Source organism: Glutamicibacter endophyticus (assembly GCF_048457885.1).
GTDB lineage: Bacteria > Actinomycetota > Actinomycetes > Actinomycetales > Micrococcaceae > Glutamicibacter > Glutamicibacter endophyticus.
Genome location: NZ_CP174200.1, coordinates 156165 through 171825 on the forward strand (window position 1 = coordinate 156165; position 15661 = coordinate 171825).

At 64.3% G+C, this 15661-nt stretch carries 19 protein-coding genes; 14 read left to right on the forward strand and 5 right to left on the reverse strand.

Annotated elements, in window-relative coordinates; translation table 11 throughout:
* Positions 1–77 precede the first annotated feature (77 nt).
* From adh to ACJD00_RS00795, 3 genes are all read left to right on the forward strand, one after another.
* Positions 78–1601: an aldehyde dehydrogenase gene (gene adh / locus ACJD00_RS00785; protein ID WP_418908066.1), complete on the forward strand. Its 1524-nt coding sequence runs from the start codon at positions 78–80 to the stop codon at positions 1599–1601.
* Positions 1602–1682: 81 nt separating this feature from the next.
* Positions 1683–2099, forward strand: a complete 417-nt coding sequence (locus ACJD00_RS00790; RefSeq protein ID WP_418908067.1) for a DUF779 domain-containing protein — start codon at positions 1683–1685, stop codon at positions 2097–2099.
* 20 nt (positions 2100–2119) lie between these two features.
* Positions 2120–2566 (forward strand): pyrimidine dimer DNA glycosylase/endonuclease V, encoded by a 447-nt coding sequence (locus tag ACJD00_RS00795; protein WP_418908068.1) that lies wholly within the window; start codon positions 2120–2122, stop codon positions 2564–2566.
* On the opposite strand, the gene ACJD00_RS00800 is transcribed toward ACJD00_RS00795, so the two are convergent.
* On the reverse strand, positions 2563–3216 hold the full coding sequence (locus ACJD00_RS00800) for an AmiS/UreI family transporter (RefSeq protein WP_418908069.1): 654 nt from the start codon (positions 3214–3216) through the stop codon (positions 2563–2565). The two genes, ACJD00_RS00795 and ACJD00_RS00800, sit on opposite strands and share 4 nt — an antisense overlap.
* Positions 3217–3469: 253 nt before the next feature.
* On the opposite strand from ACJD00_RS00800, the gene ACJD00_RS00805 reads away from it, so the two are divergent.
* Both ACJD00_RS00805 and ACJD00_RS00810 read left to right on the forward strand, forming a co-directional pair.
* Positions 3470–4807 (forward strand): TIGR01777 family oxidoreductase, encoded by a 1338-nt coding sequence (locus tag ACJD00_RS00805; protein ID WP_418908070.1) that lies wholly within the window; start codon positions 3470–3472, stop codon positions 4805–4807.
* Positions 4808–4845: 38 nt separating this feature from the next.
* Positions 4846–5244, forward strand: coding sequence for a DUF4259 domain-containing protein (locus ACJD00_RS00810; protein ID WP_418908071.1), 399 nt, complete (start codon positions 4846–4848; stop codon positions 5242–5244).
* Here ACJD00_RS00810 and ACJD00_RS00815 read toward each other — a convergent pair.
* Entirely contained in the window at positions 5224–5520 is a 297-nt protein-coding gene (locus ACJD00_RS00815) for a GNAT family N-acetyltransferase (RefSeq protein WP_418908072.1), read from the reverse strand. The genes ACJD00_RS00810 and ACJD00_RS00815 overlap by 21 nt on opposite strands.
* Before the next feature lie 222 nt (positions 5521–5742).
* Here ACJD00_RS00815 and ACJD00_RS00820 point away from each other — a divergent pair, with 222 nt between their 5' ends.
* The 4 genes from ACJD00_RS00820 (at position 5743) to ACJD00_RS00835 (ending at position 10088) form a co-directional block, all read left to right on the forward strand.
* Positions 5743–7392, forward strand: a complete 1650-nt coding sequence (locus ACJD00_RS00820; RefSeq protein ID WP_418908073.1) for a thiamine pyrophosphate-binding protein — start codon at positions 5743–5745, stop codon at positions 7390–7392.
* 120 nt (positions 7393–7512) lie between these two features.
* Positions 7513–8604, forward strand: a complete 1092-nt coding sequence (locus ACJD00_RS00825; protein WP_418908074.1) for an endonuclease/exonuclease/phosphatase family protein — start codon at positions 7513–7515, stop codon at positions 8602–8604.
* 20 nt (positions 8605–8624) lie between these two features.
* Positions 8625–9263 (forward strand): alpha/beta hydrolase, encoded by a 639-nt coding sequence (locus ACJD00_RS00830; RefSeq protein ID WP_418908075.1) that lies wholly within the window; start codon positions 8625–8627, stop codon positions 9261–9263.
* Positions 9264–9323: 60 nt separating this feature from the next.
* A complete protein-coding gene (locus tag ACJD00_RS00835) occupies positions 9324–10088 on the forward strand; it encodes a hypothetical protein (RefSeq protein ID WP_418908076.1) in 765 nt (254 codons plus the stop codon).
* Here the strand turns inward: ACJD00_RS00835 and ACJD00_RS00840 are convergent.
* Positions 10085–11338 carry a DUF445 domain-containing protein gene (locus tag ACJD00_RS00840; RefSeq protein WP_418908077.1) on the reverse strand — a complete coding sequence of 418 codons (1254 nt, stop codon included), beginning with the start codon at positions 11336–11338 and terminating at the stop codon, positions 10085–10087. The two genes, ACJD00_RS00835 and ACJD00_RS00840, sit on opposite strands and share 4 nt — an antisense overlap.
* A 77-nt stretch (positions 11339–11415) precedes the next feature.
* Here ACJD00_RS00840 and ACJD00_RS00845 point away from each other — a divergent pair, with 77 nt between their 5' ends.
* The 5 genes from ACJD00_RS00845 to ACJD00_RS00865 are packed head-to-tail and all read left to right on the forward strand — an operon-like array spanning position 11416 to position 14353.
* On the forward strand, positions 11416–12294 hold the full coding sequence (locus tag ACJD00_RS00845; RefSeq protein ID WP_418908078.1) for a glycerophosphodiester phosphodiesterase: 879 nt from the start codon (positions 11416–11418) through the stop codon (positions 12292–12294).
* Between the two features lie 10 nt (positions 12295–12304).
* A complete protein-coding gene (locus ACJD00_RS00850; RefSeq protein WP_418908079.1) occupies positions 12305–12985 on the forward strand; it encodes a hypothetical protein in 681 nt (226 codons plus the stop codon).
* Positions 12975–13688 (forward strand): AzlC family ABC transporter permease, encoded by a 714-nt coding sequence (locus tag ACJD00_RS00855; protein WP_418908080.1) that lies wholly within the window; start codon positions 12975–12977, stop codon positions 13686–13688. The genes ACJD00_RS00850 and ACJD00_RS00855 overlap by 11 nt, the downstream gene beginning before the upstream one ends.
* Complete coding sequence (locus ACJD00_RS00860) at positions 13685–14002, forward strand: AzlD domain-containing protein (RefSeq protein ID WP_418908081.1); 318 nt, start codon at positions 13685–13687, stop codon at positions 14000–14002. Before ACJD00_RS00855 ends, ACJD00_RS00860 begins: the two co-directional genes overlap by 4 nt.
* Before the next feature lie 42 nt (positions 14003–14044).
* Positions 14045–14353 carry a thiamine-binding protein gene (locus ACJD00_RS00865; RefSeq protein WP_418908082.1) on the forward strand — a complete coding sequence of 103 codons (309 nt, stop codon included), beginning with the start codon at positions 14045–14047 and terminating at the stop codon, positions 14351–14353.
* Between the two features lie 13 nt (positions 14354–14366).
* On the opposite strand, the gene ACJD00_RS00870 is transcribed toward ACJD00_RS00865, so the two are convergent.
* Positions 14367–14924, reverse strand: coding sequence for a hypothetical protein (locus ACJD00_RS00870; RefSeq protein ID WP_418908083.1), 558 nt, complete (start codon positions 14922–14924; stop codon positions 14367–14369).
* A gap of 260 nt (positions 14925–15184) precedes the next feature.
* Complete coding sequence (locus ACJD00_RS00875) at positions 15185–15580, reverse strand: nitrite reductase (NAD(P)H) small subunit (RefSeq protein WP_418908084.1); 396 nt, start codon at positions 15578–15580, stop codon at positions 15185–15187.
* Positions 15581–15661: the final 81 nt, after the last annotated feature.

The window sequence follows — 15661 nt, forward strand, 5'->3', positions numbered from 1 at the left end:
TGATTAGCATCACTTGTAGGCGGGAGGGGCAAGGAAGCCGCCCGCGGCCCGAGTGAAGCGAAGGAGTTTTTCGAGCCATGAGTGTGTATGCGAATCCGAATACCGATGGTGCGCTGATCCATTTTAAGTCACGCTACGAAAACTACATCGGCGGCCAATGGGTGGCTCCGGTGAAGGGGATGTACTTTGAGAATGTCACCCCGGTAACGGGCAAGGCCTTCTGCGAAGTCGCCCGCGGTACCGCCGGAGATATTGAGCTGGCCCTCGACGCCGCTCATGCCGCCGCTCCGGACTGGGGTAAGACCAGTCCGGCGGAGCGTGCGGTCATTCTGAACAAGATTGCCGACCGCATCGAAGAAAATCTGGAAATGCTCGCCGTGGCCGAATCATGGGATAACGGCAAGGCGGTCCGCGAAACCCTGAATGCGGACCTGCCATTGGCCGTCGACCACTTCCGGTACTTCGCTGCGGCGATCCGCGCGCAGGAAGGTGGGATTTCTCAACTAGACGACAATACGACCAGCTACCATTTTCATGAACCGCTGGGCGTCGTGGGGCAGATCATCCCCTGGAACTTCCCGCTCCTTATGGCGACGTGGAAGCTGGCCCCTGCGCTGGCCGCCGGCAATGCGGTGGTGATCAAGCCCGCCGAGCAAACCCCGGCGAGCATCATGGTGCTCATGGAGTTGGTCGGTGACCTGCTGCCGGCCGGTGTGGTGAACGTGGTCAACGGCTTCGGCGCCGAGGCCGGCAAGCCACTGGCGACGAGCAAGCGTATCCGCAAGGTCGCTTTTACGGGTGAAACCACGACCGGACGTCTGATTATGCAGTACGCTTCGGAGAATCTGATCCCGGTCACCTTGGAGCTGGGCGGCAAGAGCCCGAACATCTTCTTCGAGGACATTGCGGCCGCCGATGATGCCTTCTATGACAAGGCTCAGGAAGGATTCGCCCTCTTTGCGCTGAACCAGGGCGAAGTCTGCACCTGCCCTTCGAGGGCGCTTATCCAAGAGTCCATCTATGACCAGTTCCTCGAAAAGGTGGTCGCCCGGACCCAAAGCATCAAGCAGGGTAATCCGCTGGATACCGAGACCATGATGGGGGCACAAGCCTCCAACGACCAGCTGGAGAAGATCCTGTCCTATCTCGACATCGGCAAACAGGAAGGAGCCCAGCTGCTCACCGGTGGTGGCCGCGCGGAACTCGGCGGCGACTTGGAGGGCGGGTACTACGTACAGCCGACCATCTTTGCCGGGCACAACAAGATGCGCATCTTCCAAGAGGAGATTTTCGGCCCCGTGGTGTCCGTGGCGAAGTTCAGCGACTATGCCGATGCGCTGTCGATCGCCAACGACACGCTCTATGGCCTGGGTGCCGGCGTGTGGTCACGTAACGGCAATACGGCCTACCGTGCAGGCCGGGACATTCAGGCAGGTCGCGTCTGGGTCAACCAGTATCACGCCTACCCGGCACACTCCGCCTTTGGTGGCTACAAGTCATCGGGCTTCGGGCGTGAAAACCACCTGATGATGCTCTCGCACTATCAGCAGACCAAGAACCTGCTGGTGTCATATTCCGAAGATAAGCTCGGCTTCTTCTAAGCCGCGTGACCCGCTGCGGGTGTGCCGGATCTGTCGGCACACCCGCAGCACAATGACCGACGAGCAGTGAGGAGCACCGTCATGGAAGGCATAACCGAATCGCGCCCGAGCATCGCGGGGGAGAACTTTTCTCGCATAGCCTTCACCGATGCCTGCCTAGAGCTACTACGCACCATCTGGTCCATTCACGGTCCGTTGATGTTTCACCAATCCGGTGGCTGCTGTGATGGTTCCTCGCCCATGTGCTATCCCGCTGGCGAGTTTCGCACCGGGCAGTCGGATATTCTGCTTGGCGTTTTGACGCTGGATGACGACCAGGGGGAGCCCTTGGGCGATATCGATTTCTGGATGTCGCTCGAGCAGTTCGAGTACTGGAAGCACACCAAACTCACCGTGGACGTGGTCAATGGTCGCGGGTCGGGATTCTCCCTTGAAGCCCCGGAGGGCAAGCGGTTCATGATTCGCAGTGAACTCATCGAGTTTCCGGAATCCCAGTGACCGCGACGTAAACTGCGCCTATGCGCTTATGGTCACTTCATCCGTCCCTGCTCGACGCCAAAGGTCTGGTCGCCTGCTGGCGCGAGACGCTACTGGCCCAACAGGTGCTCGAAGGTAAGAGCAGCGGATACACGGCGCACCCGCAATTAGTGCGATTCCGAGCCGATGCCGATCCGCTGGGCACGCTCGGTGGGTATCTGGGTGGCCTCTGGGAGGAGGCCACGGCCCGCGGCTATCGCTTCGATCGCAGCAAGATCCACGTCGAACCCCAGACGCCGCGTCGCTTGCAGGTAAGTACCGGGCAACTGGAATTCGAGGCCGCGCATTTGCTCCGAAAGCTTCAGGTGCGCGACCCGCAACGCGCCGCCCATCTGGCGGCGTTGACCAGTTTTCCGCTACATCCGATTTTCGATGAGGTGGCCGGCCCGGTGGCCGACTGGGAACGCGACCCCGCAGCCCGGAATTAGACGCCGGGCTCGAGCGGGCGCTTGAGCAACGGGGGCTGCGTGCCCAAGCGTGGGTGATGTTCCCGGGACAGCAGGACGCTTGCGACCACGACGGCCACAAGCGTGGCGATGCTGGCCAGGGCGGTGCGCGCGGAAGGTGTCCAGAGCCCGTTCATCAGCAGCAGCGCCGGAATGGTGCTGCTCGGAAAGGCGATCAGCGCCAGGTACCAGCCGGTAAAGCGTCGCAAGTCCACCGCGCCGAAAGTGGTGCGGTACAACGAAAGTTGCAAGAAAAACAGAAACCAGGCCAACGCCCACGACAGCCAGATCACCGACAGCACCGGATCGCTCGGGAACACCGCAGCTACCTCGTAGAGGGCGATGGCTGCCACGAAGAGGCTGTACCAGCCGAAGCCGGCCTCGTCGCCGCCGCTCGCCGCGTTATAGCCAACCCAGAGGTATGTCATGCCGAAGAGGTAACTTGGCCATGCTCCGGCGACCGCCTGCGGGTCACCCGAGGATTGCAGCATCACGATCGTGGGCAGCACCATCTGCAGGATGCCGACAAAGAAGTTCAAGGGCACTGTTGACTTCGCGCTGATCACGCCGAGCGAAGACAGTCCATTGACGAAGAGGATTACGCCAACAAATACGAGCCCAACATGCTCCACTGACACTCCATTTCCTACGCCTCGAGAAGTTTTTGCGCGCGCCAAATATGGCGGTTTTACGCCTGAGATTTAAGCGTCGCCAGAGTGGCGACAAGGCAATTGTAACCGCGATTACACCATGCATTGTCCCTAGTGGCGGATTGTGAATTCTCGGCCGAGCGTCCTCCGCGAAGGGGATACTCCCACCGTGTGCACAGGAACCGCGGCCGTTTCATGCGCCACACGTTCTTCGATCCGGGCGTAGTCTGGCCCCATGCAGATCAGTTACGCCTCTTCACTCCCGGTTTCGGTCGATGAAGCCTTCGCTTGGCATGCCCGCCCCGGTGCCATGACACGCCTGCTTCCGCCCTGGCAGCCGGTGAGCGCGGTGCATGAAAGCCAGTCACTGGCCTCCGGCCGAGCCGAATTGCGCCTCGGGCCGGGCCTGAGCTGGCAGGCGAAGCACCGCCCCGAAGATTTTCGTCCGGGGCGCGGTTTCGTCGACGAACTGACCCCCGAGGGGCTGCGGGCCGCTCCGCTCAAGGCGGTGAACTGGCGTCACGAGCACCTTTTTAGCCCGATCGACCAGAACAGTTGCCAGCTCGAGGACCGCATCACCACCAATCTGCCACGTCGGTTCGTCGAACCCATGCTGCACTACCGGCACCGGGTACTGACCGACGATCTGTTGGCCCACCGTCGGGCCGCCGAGCAGGGATTCACGCCCCGCGTGGTGGCGATCTCCGGGGCTAGCGGGATGATCGGTAGCGCACTGACCGCCTTTCTGCGCACCGGAGGACACCGAGTCATCGAACTGGTGCGACGGGCGCCGCGGCACGATGACGAACGCCAATGGAACCCGGATAATCCCGCCGCGGAGCTGCTCGAGGGATGCGACGCGGTCATTCATTTAGCCGGAGCCAATATCTTCGGACGATTCACCGACGCGCATCGAAAGGCCATTGCGCAAAGCCGGATCGAACCCACGCGGCGCTTGGCCAGCTGCGCGGAGGCCAACGGGGTCGGGGTGTTCATCAGCGCCTCGGGCATTGCCGCCTACCCGCAGGGCGATGAGCCTTGCGATGAGCAGGCTCCGCAAAACGCCGAGGGATTCCTCGCTCAGGTGGTGCGCGACTGGGAAGCCGCAGCACGTACCGGTGAGAGTTCGGCGATGCGCCGGGTGCAGATTCGTACCGGGCTCGTGCAAACGCCACAGGGTGGAGTGCTGAAGGTGCTGCGCCCGATCTTCAGCCTCGGGGCCGGTGGCCCGATCGCAGACGGCAGGGCCTGGCAGCCGTGGATCGCCCTAGACGACCTGCTCGATATCTACCACCGTGCGCTATGGGACGAGTCGCTTGCAGGGCCGGTGAACGCCTCCGCCCCGCACCCGGTGCGTCAACGTGAATATGCCCAGGTGCTCGCCCATGTGCTGCATCGTCCGGCCATTGTGCCGGTGCCGGCCTTCGCCCCGAAACTCGTGCTCGGCGACGAGGGCGCGGACCAGCTGGCGCTGGCCAGCATCCATGCGGTACCCGGCAAATTACTCGAGGCCGGTCACCGCTTCCGCTTCACGACGCTACGCCCGGCCTTGGAGCATCTGCTCGGGGCGTAGATCTTCTCATGGTGCCCGGACACGGGTAAGTTGATGCCATGGGAGCATGGGGCATCGGAGCCTTCGAAAATGACGACGCACTGGATGTACTCGACAGCCTGCGCGAGGGTGAGTTCAGCTTTGCGGAGGTTGAATGGGCCTTCGAGGATGATGACTATCTCGAGGCCAATGGCGGACAGATCGCCGTCGCACAGGCCGAGTTGGCCATCGCGGCCAACCGGGGCCAGCCCGAGCGAATCGAGGACCTCGAATTGTCGACGATCGCCGGGCACTTCACCGACGAGAACCTTCGTTTTCTTCGCAAACAGGTGGCGCGTACCCTCAGCGGAGCCGAAACCTCGGAGCTCTATGAACTCTGGGCCGACACCGAGGATTTTCCGCAATGGTTGGCCGCCACCGAATCCCTGCAACGACGCCTAGCGTCCGTCGGCAACTAACGACCGAAACTCGGGATGGCGTGCGAACCAGTCGGCCACATACCAGCAACGCGGCACCACTTGCTGAGTACCGCGCTCGGCGATGGCCCGAACAGCGCGTTCGGTGATAATTCCGGCGTAGCCATGGCCGCGCTGCGCCGGATCCGTATAGGCACGGGTGAGCTCGATCTTCTGGCCCTGCACGCGGTAATCAAGCACGCTGACAAGTTCGGTTCCGCTACGTAGTTCGAAACGCGACGCGTCTGCGGCATCACGAAAATCCAGTTGATCTCCCATACTCAGCACTAACGACCGCCGCGCGAACAGTATTCCGCGGCTGGCCCTCGTATCCGGCGCAAAGCCTAGCGCCCGGTGCGCCGGGTACCGTATGATCTATTCGTCAGGAACGCGCAGGCGCGTTTCCGGCGCTCTCAAAAGGGGCGATACCCGTTGCCGTGCGCAACCGGTAGCGGCAGACATATATGGAATTTCTTAAGCTCAATTTTGAAAGAGTCCATGATGTCTACAGTTTCGGCCGCAATCGCCCACGCCCTGAAGCCCGTCGCACCACAGATCTTTGGTCTGATGGGTAACGGCAATGCCCACTTCCTCGACGCCGCCGTGCGCTCCGGTTTCACCTACACCGCCGTTCGCCACGAGTCGGCCGCCGTATCGGCCGCCGATGCGTACTACCGGATCTCCAATTCCCTAGCCATCGCCTCGACCACCTACGGTGCCGGATTCACGAATACCGTGACCGCACTGGCCGAAGCCGTCGCGGCCCACGTGCCCCTGCTATTCGTCACCGGGGACGCACCGAGCACCGGGCGCCGCCCGTGGGATGTGGATCAAAGCGCCATCGACGCGGCGGTGGGAGCCACCACCTATGTAGTCGACGCGCAGAACCCGGGTGCCACCGCCCTGCGCGCCGCCGCCCATGCATTGCGCGAACGCACCGCCGTGGTGCTGGCCATTCCCTATGATCTGGCCGCCGCGGAAACCACCGAACAAGCCGACTTGGACTTTGCCGACTTCAACAGCACCCCACCGGCGCCGGAACTCAACGCCACGCAACGGGCGCATATCGCCTCGGTGTTGGCCTCGGCCCAGCGCCCGCACATCCTGTATGGGCGTGGCGCCCTAGAGGCCGCCCGCGGCGTGGCCGCGCTCGCCGACCGGCTCGGGGCCACCAGCTCCGGAACCCTACTGGCTCGCGACATGCTCACCCGCACCGGCGAGCTGGGAATTACCGGCGGCTTCTCCACCGCGAAGAACGCAGAAATTATCGCGCAGGCCGACGTGGTGCTGGTGCTTGGCGCCTCGCTGAACCAATTCACCACCCGCTTCGGGGACCTCTTTGGCGCGCAAAGCACGGTCATCCAGGTGGACCTGGCCGCGCAGGCCACGCACCCGCGTGTGGACTACTTCGCCACCGCCGACATTTCGCTCACTTCCACCGCCCTGCTCGCCGAGCTCGGAGAGGGCACCGGGGACTGGAACCAGCGTGTCGACCTCAGCGGACTGCGCGACCGCCCGGCCGGTGACGAGGTGGCCGGTGATGGCCTGCTCGATCCGCGTCGCGTGGCCAGCGAGCTGGAGCAGATTTTGCCGCAGAACCGTGTGCTGGTGCAGGATGGCGGGCACTTCATCGGCTGGGGTCCGATGTACTGGAGCACTTCCGACGCTCGCGCGCTGACCTGCGTGGGTACCGCCGTGCAGTCCATCGGGCTCGGTACCGCCTCCATGATCGGCGCCGGGGCCGCGGCCGCCGGGCGCACGGTGGTGCTTGCCGCCGGCGACGGGGGCTTCCTCATGGGTCTTGCGGACCTCGAGTCGATTGTGCGCACCGTGGCCAGCGGCGTCATCGTGATCTACAACGACTCGGCCTATGGAGCCGAAATTCACCAGTACGGCTCCATCGGCCTACACGAGGACCCGATGCTCATCCCGACCGTCGACTTCGCCGCGCTGGGCCGCGCCCTTGGCGCGCAGGCGGTGACCGCGCGCGAGCTGGGCGATCTGGACCCGGTGCGCCAGTGGGTGCAGCAGGGCGCGCGGGGAGTCATGCTTGTCGACGCCCGGGTCTCCGCCACGGTGCGCGCCCCCTATATGGAGGAAATCCTGGCGGCCAACGCACGTGCAGCGCAGCGCTCCGGCGCCGGAAAATAGTCCAGCTCGATTGCGGAAACTTCTCAGGAAAGCCACCGCCACCTGTGAAGTTTCCGCACAGGCGATCACAATCGGGTAACGGTGCTTCACTGCGCCAAGGGCACGGCGTAGGCTGGGCTCGTGCGCAAACTCCTGACCTCCACCGCGAGCCTCGCCCTCGGCGTTAGTCTCGTGTGCGTCGGCGTCCCCGCGCAGGCTAGCTGGTTCGACTCCGACGGACGGGCCGAGGCGGCGCAGAGCACGCCGGAACAGAGCGCGCCATCGGGTTTGCGGGTCGCCACGGTTGACGCCGAGCTCAGTGGGGCCGACCAAGGACAGCTGGCCATTGAATTGGCCAGCGGCACGGACCGTCGTGCCACGCGGTTGGCCGATCATCTGACCGAGGCGAATCCGGATATCGTCGTGCTCACCGGCATGGACACGGAACAGGCGGCCGTGGACGCCCTGCGCGCGAACTACCTGAACAACCCCTTCGACGACCGTGTGGACCTGAACCTGCCCTATAGCTACCTGGCCCCGGGAACTACCGGCGTGCAAAGCGGGGCAGATCTGGATGCCGACGGTGTAGTCGGTGGCCCCAACGATGCTTGGGGCGCCGGCGACTTTGAAGGTCAAGGCGGATTGGTGGTGCTTTCGCGCTACCCCATTGACCCGGAGAAGATCACCTCGATCACCGCGTTGCCCTGGCACGCGCTGCCGGGTGACCGCCCCAAGGCCGCAGGGCTGGATGGTGTGCTGGCCGGAGCCATACCGGTGATGAGCGGCGGGCTCTGGGACATTCCCATCGACTATCGTGGCGAAACCGTGCACCTGTTGGCCGCGCAAATGTCCGACCAACCCGCGGGCGTAGGCTTCGCAGGACAGCGCCAGCAGGATCAGCTACGGGTTTTGGCCGACTACTTCACCGGCGCCGCGTATGTGCGCGACGATGCGCAGCGCCCGGTGCACGCACAGCGCGGTGAACCTGTCATCGTGGCCGGAGACCTCGGCAGCATGCCGCAGGCCAACGCCGCACGTGCCCACCTGATGCAGGTGTTGCATCACGGACAAGACGCCGCAGAGACCGGCGCGCAGGTGCTGGCCGATCATTCCTGGTCAACCCAGGAAGCTGGGAGCGTCGGAGCGCCGGCCCAACCGGACCGCTCGGTCACCGGTATCGAAGAACTGCTGCCCGACTCCGGTCAGGTGCGGTACCTAGACCTCGGCCGCTAGCGGCCGGCGGGTCCGCCACAGTGATCGATCAATCGCTCGTCTGCTATTCGCAGGCCAACCCGTCCGTGGCCGGACGCGACGTCGTGCTCTGCCTGCACGGTTACGGTTCCGCACCGCAGGCCGTTGCCCCGTTTTTTCGGTCCCTACCCGAGGACGCCCTGGGTGTGGCGCTACCAGGGGTGTTTCCCATGGACGATGGTCAACGCGGCTGGTTCCTCCTCGACTACGTGCTCAACCACGACTTTGCGCGGATTACCGACGCCGCCGGGCAGATCTTTGACTGGCAAGCCACGCATCTAGCCGGCGCACGGAGCATCCACTTAGCCGGACACTCCCAAGGCATGGCCATGGCCACCACCCTCTATCGGCTACGACCTCAGGGCTATGCGACGATCGCCGGACTGAGCGGTTTCGTGCTCGATAACGAGTTGCTGAACCTGACCGATCCGACCGAGCAGATTCCCTGCTTCTGGGGTCGTGACAAGCTAGATTTGGTGATCAACCCGGAGGCGGTGAGCTTCACCGCCGACTGGGTGCAGCGGCATACCTACTGCACCGTGCGCACCTACGACGAAGCCACCCACGCGATCACCGAGGCGCAATTGCGCGATCTGCGCGCCTTCTGGGGCTACTACCTTTCGGATCCGTCACGACACTAGCTGTGCGTATGCGCTGAAGTGAGTCGGTGTGCAGGCTCGTTCGCTACAGTGGAAGACATCATGAGCAAGGATCCGATTTCCATGACCGTGCTGGGTAGGGATGGCGCCCCGCGCGCGGGTATCCAAGAGGCCATCATGCGTGCAGTGGGCGTGCAACGCCCGCTGGTGCTCGCCTATCTCAAGCGTCTGCGGGCCAAACACCCCGAGGCCAGCGCCTCCCGCTTGGCTGAGATCGCCGAGCGTGACTACTTGCTGGTGGTGACCGGTTCCGGGGCCGCGGTCGGAGGCACCGCCGCCGTACCTGCCGTGGGCACCGGGGTGGCGCTTAGCCTTTCGGCCGCGGCCACGATAGGTTTCCTGGAAGCCAGCGCACTCTACGCGCAGACCCTTGCCGAACTGCACGGGATCGCCCTGAAAGACCCGGAAGCCTCCCGGGTGCTGGTCATGGGTGTGCTGTTGGGCGAAGAGGGAAGCCTGATGATCGCCGGGCTGGCCAAGCAGGCCGCCGGTAAGGGCGGCGGCCCGGTGAAAGGCTGGGCCAAGCTCTTCGGCGCGAACAAGTCCAGTAGCTTCTACTCGCTGATGCAACGCAACCTGCAAAAGCGATTCATGCGCCGCGTGATTGGCACCCAGGCCGCCAGCGTGCTGGGTCGTGTGGTGCCCTTCGGCATTGGCGCGGTCATTGGCGGCGCCGGCAACCGTTACCTGGCCCGCCGGGTCATCGAGTCTGCGCGCAACGCCTTCGCCGGCATCCAAGACGAGCTCCCCAATGAGCTCGAAGACCTCGGCGAGTTGCCGCGGTCGGAACAAACCCCGCAGTCTTAGAGCACGCCGAGGATCAGTTGCCCCGCGGTATGTATGCCGAGGCCGGCCAGCGCGCCAATCACCGTGCCATTGATCCGAATGAACTGCAGGTCGCGGCCGACCTGCAGTTCCAGTTTGTGACTGGTTTCGGCCGGATTCCACGCCGCCACGGTGTCACTGACCAGCCCGACCAACGCCTCACCGTGGTTATTGGCCAGCGCGGTAGCCGCACCGGCGAGTCGCTCTTGGAGGTTGTGGGCCAGCGCCCGGTCGGTGAGCAGCCGACGCCCGGTAGCCCGTACGGCCTGGGTAAGGGCCACTCGCAGGGGCGAGTCCGGGTCGGCCAGCGAGGCGAGCAGACCCGCCTTCAGGCTTTGCCAGCCTCGGCCCAGCAGTTCTAGCAGGGCCTGATCGCCGAGCAGTGAATGCTTGAAGGCCTCCACCCGCGCGATGGTGGCCGGATCGTGCTGCATGCTGCGCGTAAAATCGGCCAGCCAGCCCGCGATGGACAGGCGCAGCACATGTCCCCGGTTGGCGCGCACCGCGCCGAGCAGGTTAGCCAGCTCGTTTTGTAGTTTGCTGGCCAACAGGTCATCGACCATACGCGGCACCCAGTGCGGAGAGCGGCCGGCGACCACCTCGGTAAACACCTGCGGATTCGCGCGCACCCACTCTTCGGCGCGTTCGGCCAGCAGGTCGATGAGCGCCTCGTGGTGCCCGTCGGTGACGAGCCGTTCGCCCAACGTGCCCAAGGTGGTGGACCATTCCGGGGCCACCACATAGTCTTCGGCCAGGGTACGTAGCAGGTCGAGCACCGGGGCGTCGTCGAGGGTTTCCAGCAGCCCGCTGGCCGTGACGCTCAGTTGTGAACCGGTGGCCCGCGCGCCCGCTTCGCTGGCCAGGTAAATGCCGGCGCGCTGCGGTAGCCGTAGTTCGCGCACTTTGGGGCCTAGCACCTGTGCGGTGAGGAAGTTTTCCTGCACGAAGGAGCCGAGGGAGGCGCCCAGTTCGTCCTTTTTGCGCTGGATCAGGTTGGTGTGCGGGATCTTCAGTCCCAGTGGATGCCGGAAGAGCGCGGTGACGGCGAACCAATCGGCTAGCGCGCCGACCATCCCGCCCTCGGCGGCCGCCCGCAGATAGCTGAACGGCTCCCAGCGTTGTTGCAACAGCAGGCCCGTCACGAAGAGCACCGCCATCGCGATGAACAGGGCGGTGGCCACGCGTTTCATGCGCGCCAGAGCCGCGGCCTTGAGCTGTTGAGAACTGAGCATAAACCCAACTGTATCGGCGGCTCGCGCACGTCACGCGTTCCCACACCTACCAGCGCCTCACCGGTAGCGTGGACCCCATGGAACCGCAGATTTTCGCCCACCGGGGCAGTTCGCACCGTTTCGCCGAAAACACCCGTGCCGCCTACCTGGCGGCCATCGATGAGGGCGCCGACGGCGTGGAATGCGATGTCCACCTCAGCGCGGACGGGGCGGTCGTCTGCCACCACGACCCCACGGTCGACCGCACCTCCGATGCCACCGGCCTCGTCTCCTCCTACACCGTGGCGCAGCTGAAAGCCATGGACTTCACCCAGCTAGGCAAAGAGGCGCTCCCGGACGGCTACGGCACGGTGCACGAGCAACTAGTGACCCTGCACGAACTACTAGGGCTCATCGACGCCCGCGGGGTGCGAATTGCCCTGGCCGTGGAACTCAAACACCCCAGCCCCTTCGGACACATTCTCGAGGACCGGGTGCTGCAGGTATTGCAGGAGTTCGGCTTCGACCCGGCTACCGGCAAGGCCGGACGCACGGGGCAAATCCAGCTCAGCTTCATGAGCTTTGAACCCGAAAGCATGCGCTACTTGGCCCGCACGGTGGACCGGGCCCTGCTCTGTCAGCTGATCACCGAAATCGACGCCGAATGGGTGCAGGAACTGCTCGATGGCGGACAGGTTTCCCGGGCCGCCGTCTACGAGGTCCTGCACCGCTCGGTGGCCGAAGGCGTGGAACTTGTTAACTCGGCCGGCACCGGGATCATCGGCCCCGGCGTGGCCTGGGTGCGAGCCAACGAGTCGCTCGTGCGTACCTGGCTGGCCCGTGGGGCCACCGCCCGAATCTGGACCGTGGACCGCCCGGCCGACGCCCTCTACCTGATGAGCCTGGGAGTCCAGCAACTAACCAGTAACCGCCCGGCCGCGCTGCGCCGCGAACTAGCGGCCGCCGCAAACGGCTAATCTTGGAAGGGTGAGCACTACAATCCAAGAGCAGGCATATCTGCACGACAGCTACTTATTTGCCACCGACGCCACCGTCATCGCCGCCGGTAGCGACGAAGCCGGAAATTGGGTGGCGGTAAGCCCGAATATTTTCCACCCACGCGGTGGTGGGCAAATGGAAGATAGCGGAACCCTCGACGGAGCGCCGGTCCAGGTGGCCCGCGGCGAAGACTCGCTGGTGGTGCTCTACGGAGAACAGCTACCGGAACTCGGGGCCACGGTCGCCACCGCCATCGACCCGCAAGTTCGGCTGAAGCACGCGGCGCTCCACACTGCCGGGCACATTGTGGGTTTTGCCGGTGAAGACCGCGGGTGGGAGCACCGTGGCCACTCACACTTCCCGGGGCAGGCGCGCCTGGACTTCGACCCGCAGAGCGTCGACATGCCGCTCGAGGATGACGCGCAGCGGGCCGCCGCCGTCGCCTGGCTGCAGTCCCGCGTCGACGAACTGATCGCTACCGGCGGCGAGGTGACCACCGCGATCGACGAGGCGGGGCACCGTACCGTGTCCATCGCCGGGGTCAACGTCGAACCCTGCGGTGGTACCCACGTAAATCACGTGAACCAGCTGCGCCAGGTGCGCATCGGACAAGCGAAGGTGAAGCGCGGCGTCTACAAGGTGCGCTACGAGGCGGAGCATGTCGACTAGCTGGTTCACCCCGGCCACCCGCATGGGACTGTCTATTGCGGTGGCCACCGGGCTCTATGGGATTTCCTTTGGGGCGTTGGCCGTGGTCGCCGGGTTGAACCTATGGCAGTGCATTGTGCTCAGTGCCCTGATGTTCACCGGAGGTTCGCAGTTCGCTTTTATCGGCGTACTGGCCGGTGGTGGCACCCCCGTGGCCGGGTATTCGGCCGCCTCCCTGTTGGGAATCCGCAACTCTGTCTACGGGATGCAGATCAAGCAGGCGCTACGTCCCAGTGCATCGCTGGTGCCCCTGATGGCGCAGGTGACCATCGACGAGTCCACCGCCACCAGTCTCGGGCAGTCCTCGCTCGCCGAGAAGAAGCGAGGCTTCTGGGTGGCCGGTGTCGGCGTCTGGTTGCTGTGGAACCTCTTTACGATCGTCGGGGCGCTATTGGGTGAACGCATGGGGGATCCGGCGGCCTGGGGTCTGGACGGCGCGGCAGTAGCCGCGTTCCTCGGTCTGCTCTGGCCGCGCCTGAAATCGGCCGAGCCGGTCTTCGTGGCCCTCGGCGCCGTGCTGGTCACCGCGATGGCGGTGCCGGTCAGCGCCCCGGGTGTGCCAATTCTGCTGGCCGCCGCCGCGGCCGTGATCTACGCGCTGATCACCTATCGGCGCGGAAAGCCTGCGACGGAGCACGGACAACGGCAGCGGGTGGAACCATGAGCGAACTGAGTTGGTGGATTCTGGCGGCCAGCGTGACCGCCTTCGCGATCAAGCTCTCCGGTTACTTCGTGCCACGCAAGGTGCTCGATTCTCCGGTGATGTCCCATGTGGCGGCCACCTTGACGGTGGCGTTGCTGGCCTCGCTGGTGACCATGAACGCCTTCACCTCCGGCACCCAGCTGGTGATCGACGCGCGCATCGGTGCCTTGGCGGCGGCCGCGATCGCCTTGATGTTCCGAGCTCCCTATCTGGTGGTGGTGATCGTCGGGGCCCTGGCAGCCGTGGGCCTACGCATGAGCGGGTTGGCCGCGTAACCGAAGGTGACAAGCAGGCCGGTGAAGGCGCACAGTTGAGCCATGATTGTTGCTTTTTCTGTGGCTCCCAGCACCGACAATGCCGACGGCTCCGTACACGATGCGGTGGCTGAGGCCGTGAAGATCGTACGCGACTCCGGGCTCCCCAACCGCACCAGTTCGATGTTCACCGAGCTCGAGGGTGAGTGGGATGAGGTGATGGATGTGGTCAAGCGCGCGACGCTGGCCGTGGGCAAGTACGGTTCGCGTGTCTCGCTCGTGCTCAAGGCCGATATTCGCCCCGGTTATGAGGGTGAACTCGACGGCAAGATCGAGCGTCTGGAGAAGGCGATCGAAGCGACCGCGGAGTAATCGGCAGTCTTCACTAGTCCACGCCCGAAGGTGCAGACCGCGCATCACGGGTGCAGGCACGTTGCCTCCTCGACGCGCCAATAATGGTGTATGGCTCGTTGCGTGGAACCAAGACGCAGACCCCGCGCAGAACGCGCACGTCCACGTCGCCGCGTCCAGAAGTGTGCATGGAAGTCGGAGCGCTGGCCGCAGCGATGAGTTCATCTTCTGAGATGTTGAATCGCTGGGCGTTGTCGCGGGCGCGCTGCGTGATATGCCAGTCTGCTGGCCGCTCGAGGACGGGCGGTGCTATTGGCGCTGCGATGCTCGGTGCGCCGTCGGCGAGAATCTCCACCGTAAAGCCGGTCGGGCCGGCCAGCGGGATGTGTGCAGCGGAGGCCAACTGCCCGGCCAGAGCTCCGGCAACCGCAGGAGTGAGCCGAACCGACGTTGGTGGTTGCTCGCCGACTGCGAGGCGGAGGATGACATTGGGCCCGTGTGACTCGAGGGATAGGTCACCGAGGAGCGGAGCGGGAGCCGCGAATTCTTCGTGGACTGTGACGTGTGATCGTGCTTCTGCATCGTAAGGCATGGATAAAGGCCGTTTCAGTCTGCCGCCACGGCTAGTAGCGGGCCAATGAGTGGTGGTGATGCGGTGTCGTTGCTTCTTTGGGAAATTCTCTTGGCGGACGACGCGTTAGCACGTACGAGACGATTCGTGCGTATCATCGTGCGCAACCTGGGGTTGGTGCTGGAGGATCCCCGCATCCGGCGTGGACGTCGACAGTGGTGTTAAAGGCGTGGAATTGCTTGGCGCCGCCTTGCGAGCCGCTACCAGCCCGCCCATCACTCTCATCGCTGGCTCCCGAGATAGAGCCAGTCGCCGACGGCGTGAACGTCGTATACCGCCAGCCGGGGCGCCGTACCGTCGAGACTCTCACCTGTATCCAACCGATAGACCTCCTTGTGCAGTGGGCACGCGATCGTATCGATGTGCTTCCCGTTGATGGTTGTGCCGCCCAGGATGCCCCGCGCCATTACGGTCGCGCCAGTAATTGGGCAGCGGTGTGAGGTGAGGTAGACGTGGTTCCAGGCGGTTCGGAAAATCGCTAACTGCCCGTTCGGATGCCAGATGGCTTCGCCCCAGTCGGGGGACAGCTCGCTGTAGCGGCACAGGAGGTCGAGGCTGGGGGTGGAGGTCGTGGCGACCGGTTCTGCCGCCTTGCTGTCATGAATGAAAGGGCTCATGGCTCGGTACCTTTCTTTGCCGGGGAAGGTCGTCGCCGTTGACACCATCAACAATATAAAGCGAGCGTTTCAGTAAATGGC

Excerpts from the sequence above, each read along its gene's own strand:
- adh (WP_418908066.1), top strand. The coding sequence starts at position 78 with ATGAGTGTGTATGCGAATCCGAATACCGATGGTGCGCTGATCCATTTT.
- ACJD00_RS00790 (WP_418908067.1), top strand. The coding sequence starts at position 1,683 with ATGGAAGGCATAACCGAATCGCGCCCGAGCATCGCGGGGGAGAACTTT.
- ACJD00_RS00795 (WP_418908068.1), top strand. The coding sequence starts at position 2,120 with ATGCGCTTATGGTCACTTCATCCGTCCCTGCTCGACGCCAAAGGTCTG.
- ACJD00_RS00805 (WP_418908070.1), top strand. The coding sequence starts at position 3,470 with ATGCAGATCAGTTACGCCTCTTCACTCCCGGTTTCGGTCGATGAAGCC.
- ACJD00_RS00810 (WP_418908071.1), top strand. The coding sequence starts at position 4,846 with ATGGGAGCATGGGGCATCGGAGCCTTCGAAAATGACGACGCACTGGAT.
- ACJD00_RS00815 (WP_418908072.1), bottom strand. The coding sequence starts at position 5,520 with ATGGGAGATCAACTGGATTTTCGTGATGCCGCAGACGCGTCGCGTTTC.
- ACJD00_RS00820 (WP_418908073.1), top strand. The coding sequence starts at position 5,743 with ATGTCTACAGTTTCGGCCGCAATCGCCCACGCCCTGAAGCCCGTCGCA.
- ACJD00_RS00835 (WP_418908076.1), top strand. The coding sequence starts at position 9,324 with ATGAGCAAGGATCCGATTTCCATGACCGTGCTGGGTAGGGATGGCGCC.
- ACJD00_RS00840 (WP_418908077.1), bottom strand. The coding sequence starts at position 11,338 with ATGCTCAGTTCTCAACAGCTCAAGGCCGCGGCTCTGGCGCGCATGAAA.
- ACJD00_RS00845 (WP_418908078.1), top strand. The coding sequence starts at position 11,416 with ATGGAACCGCAGATTTTCGCCCACCGGGGCAGTTCGCACCGTTTCGCC.
- ACJD00_RS00855 (WP_418908080.1), top strand. The coding sequence starts at position 12,975 with ATGTCGACTAGCTGGTTCACCCCGGCCACCCGCATGGGACTGTCTATT.
- ACJD00_RS00860 (WP_418908081.1), top strand. The coding sequence starts at position 13,685 with ATGAGCGAACTGAGTTGGTGGATTCTGGCGGCCAGCGTGACCGCCTTC.
- ACJD00_RS00865 (WP_418908082.1), top strand. The coding sequence starts at position 14,045 with ATGATTGTTGCTTTTTCTGTGGCTCCCAGCACCGACAATGCCGACGGC.
- ACJD00_RS00870 (WP_418908083.1), bottom strand. The coding sequence starts at position 14,924 with ATGCCTTACGATGCAGAAGCACGATCACACGTCACAGTCCACGAAGAA.
- ACJD00_RS00875 (WP_418908084.1), bottom strand. The coding sequence starts at position 15,580 with ATGAGCCCTTTCATTCATGACAGCAAGGCGGCAGAACCGGTCGCCACG.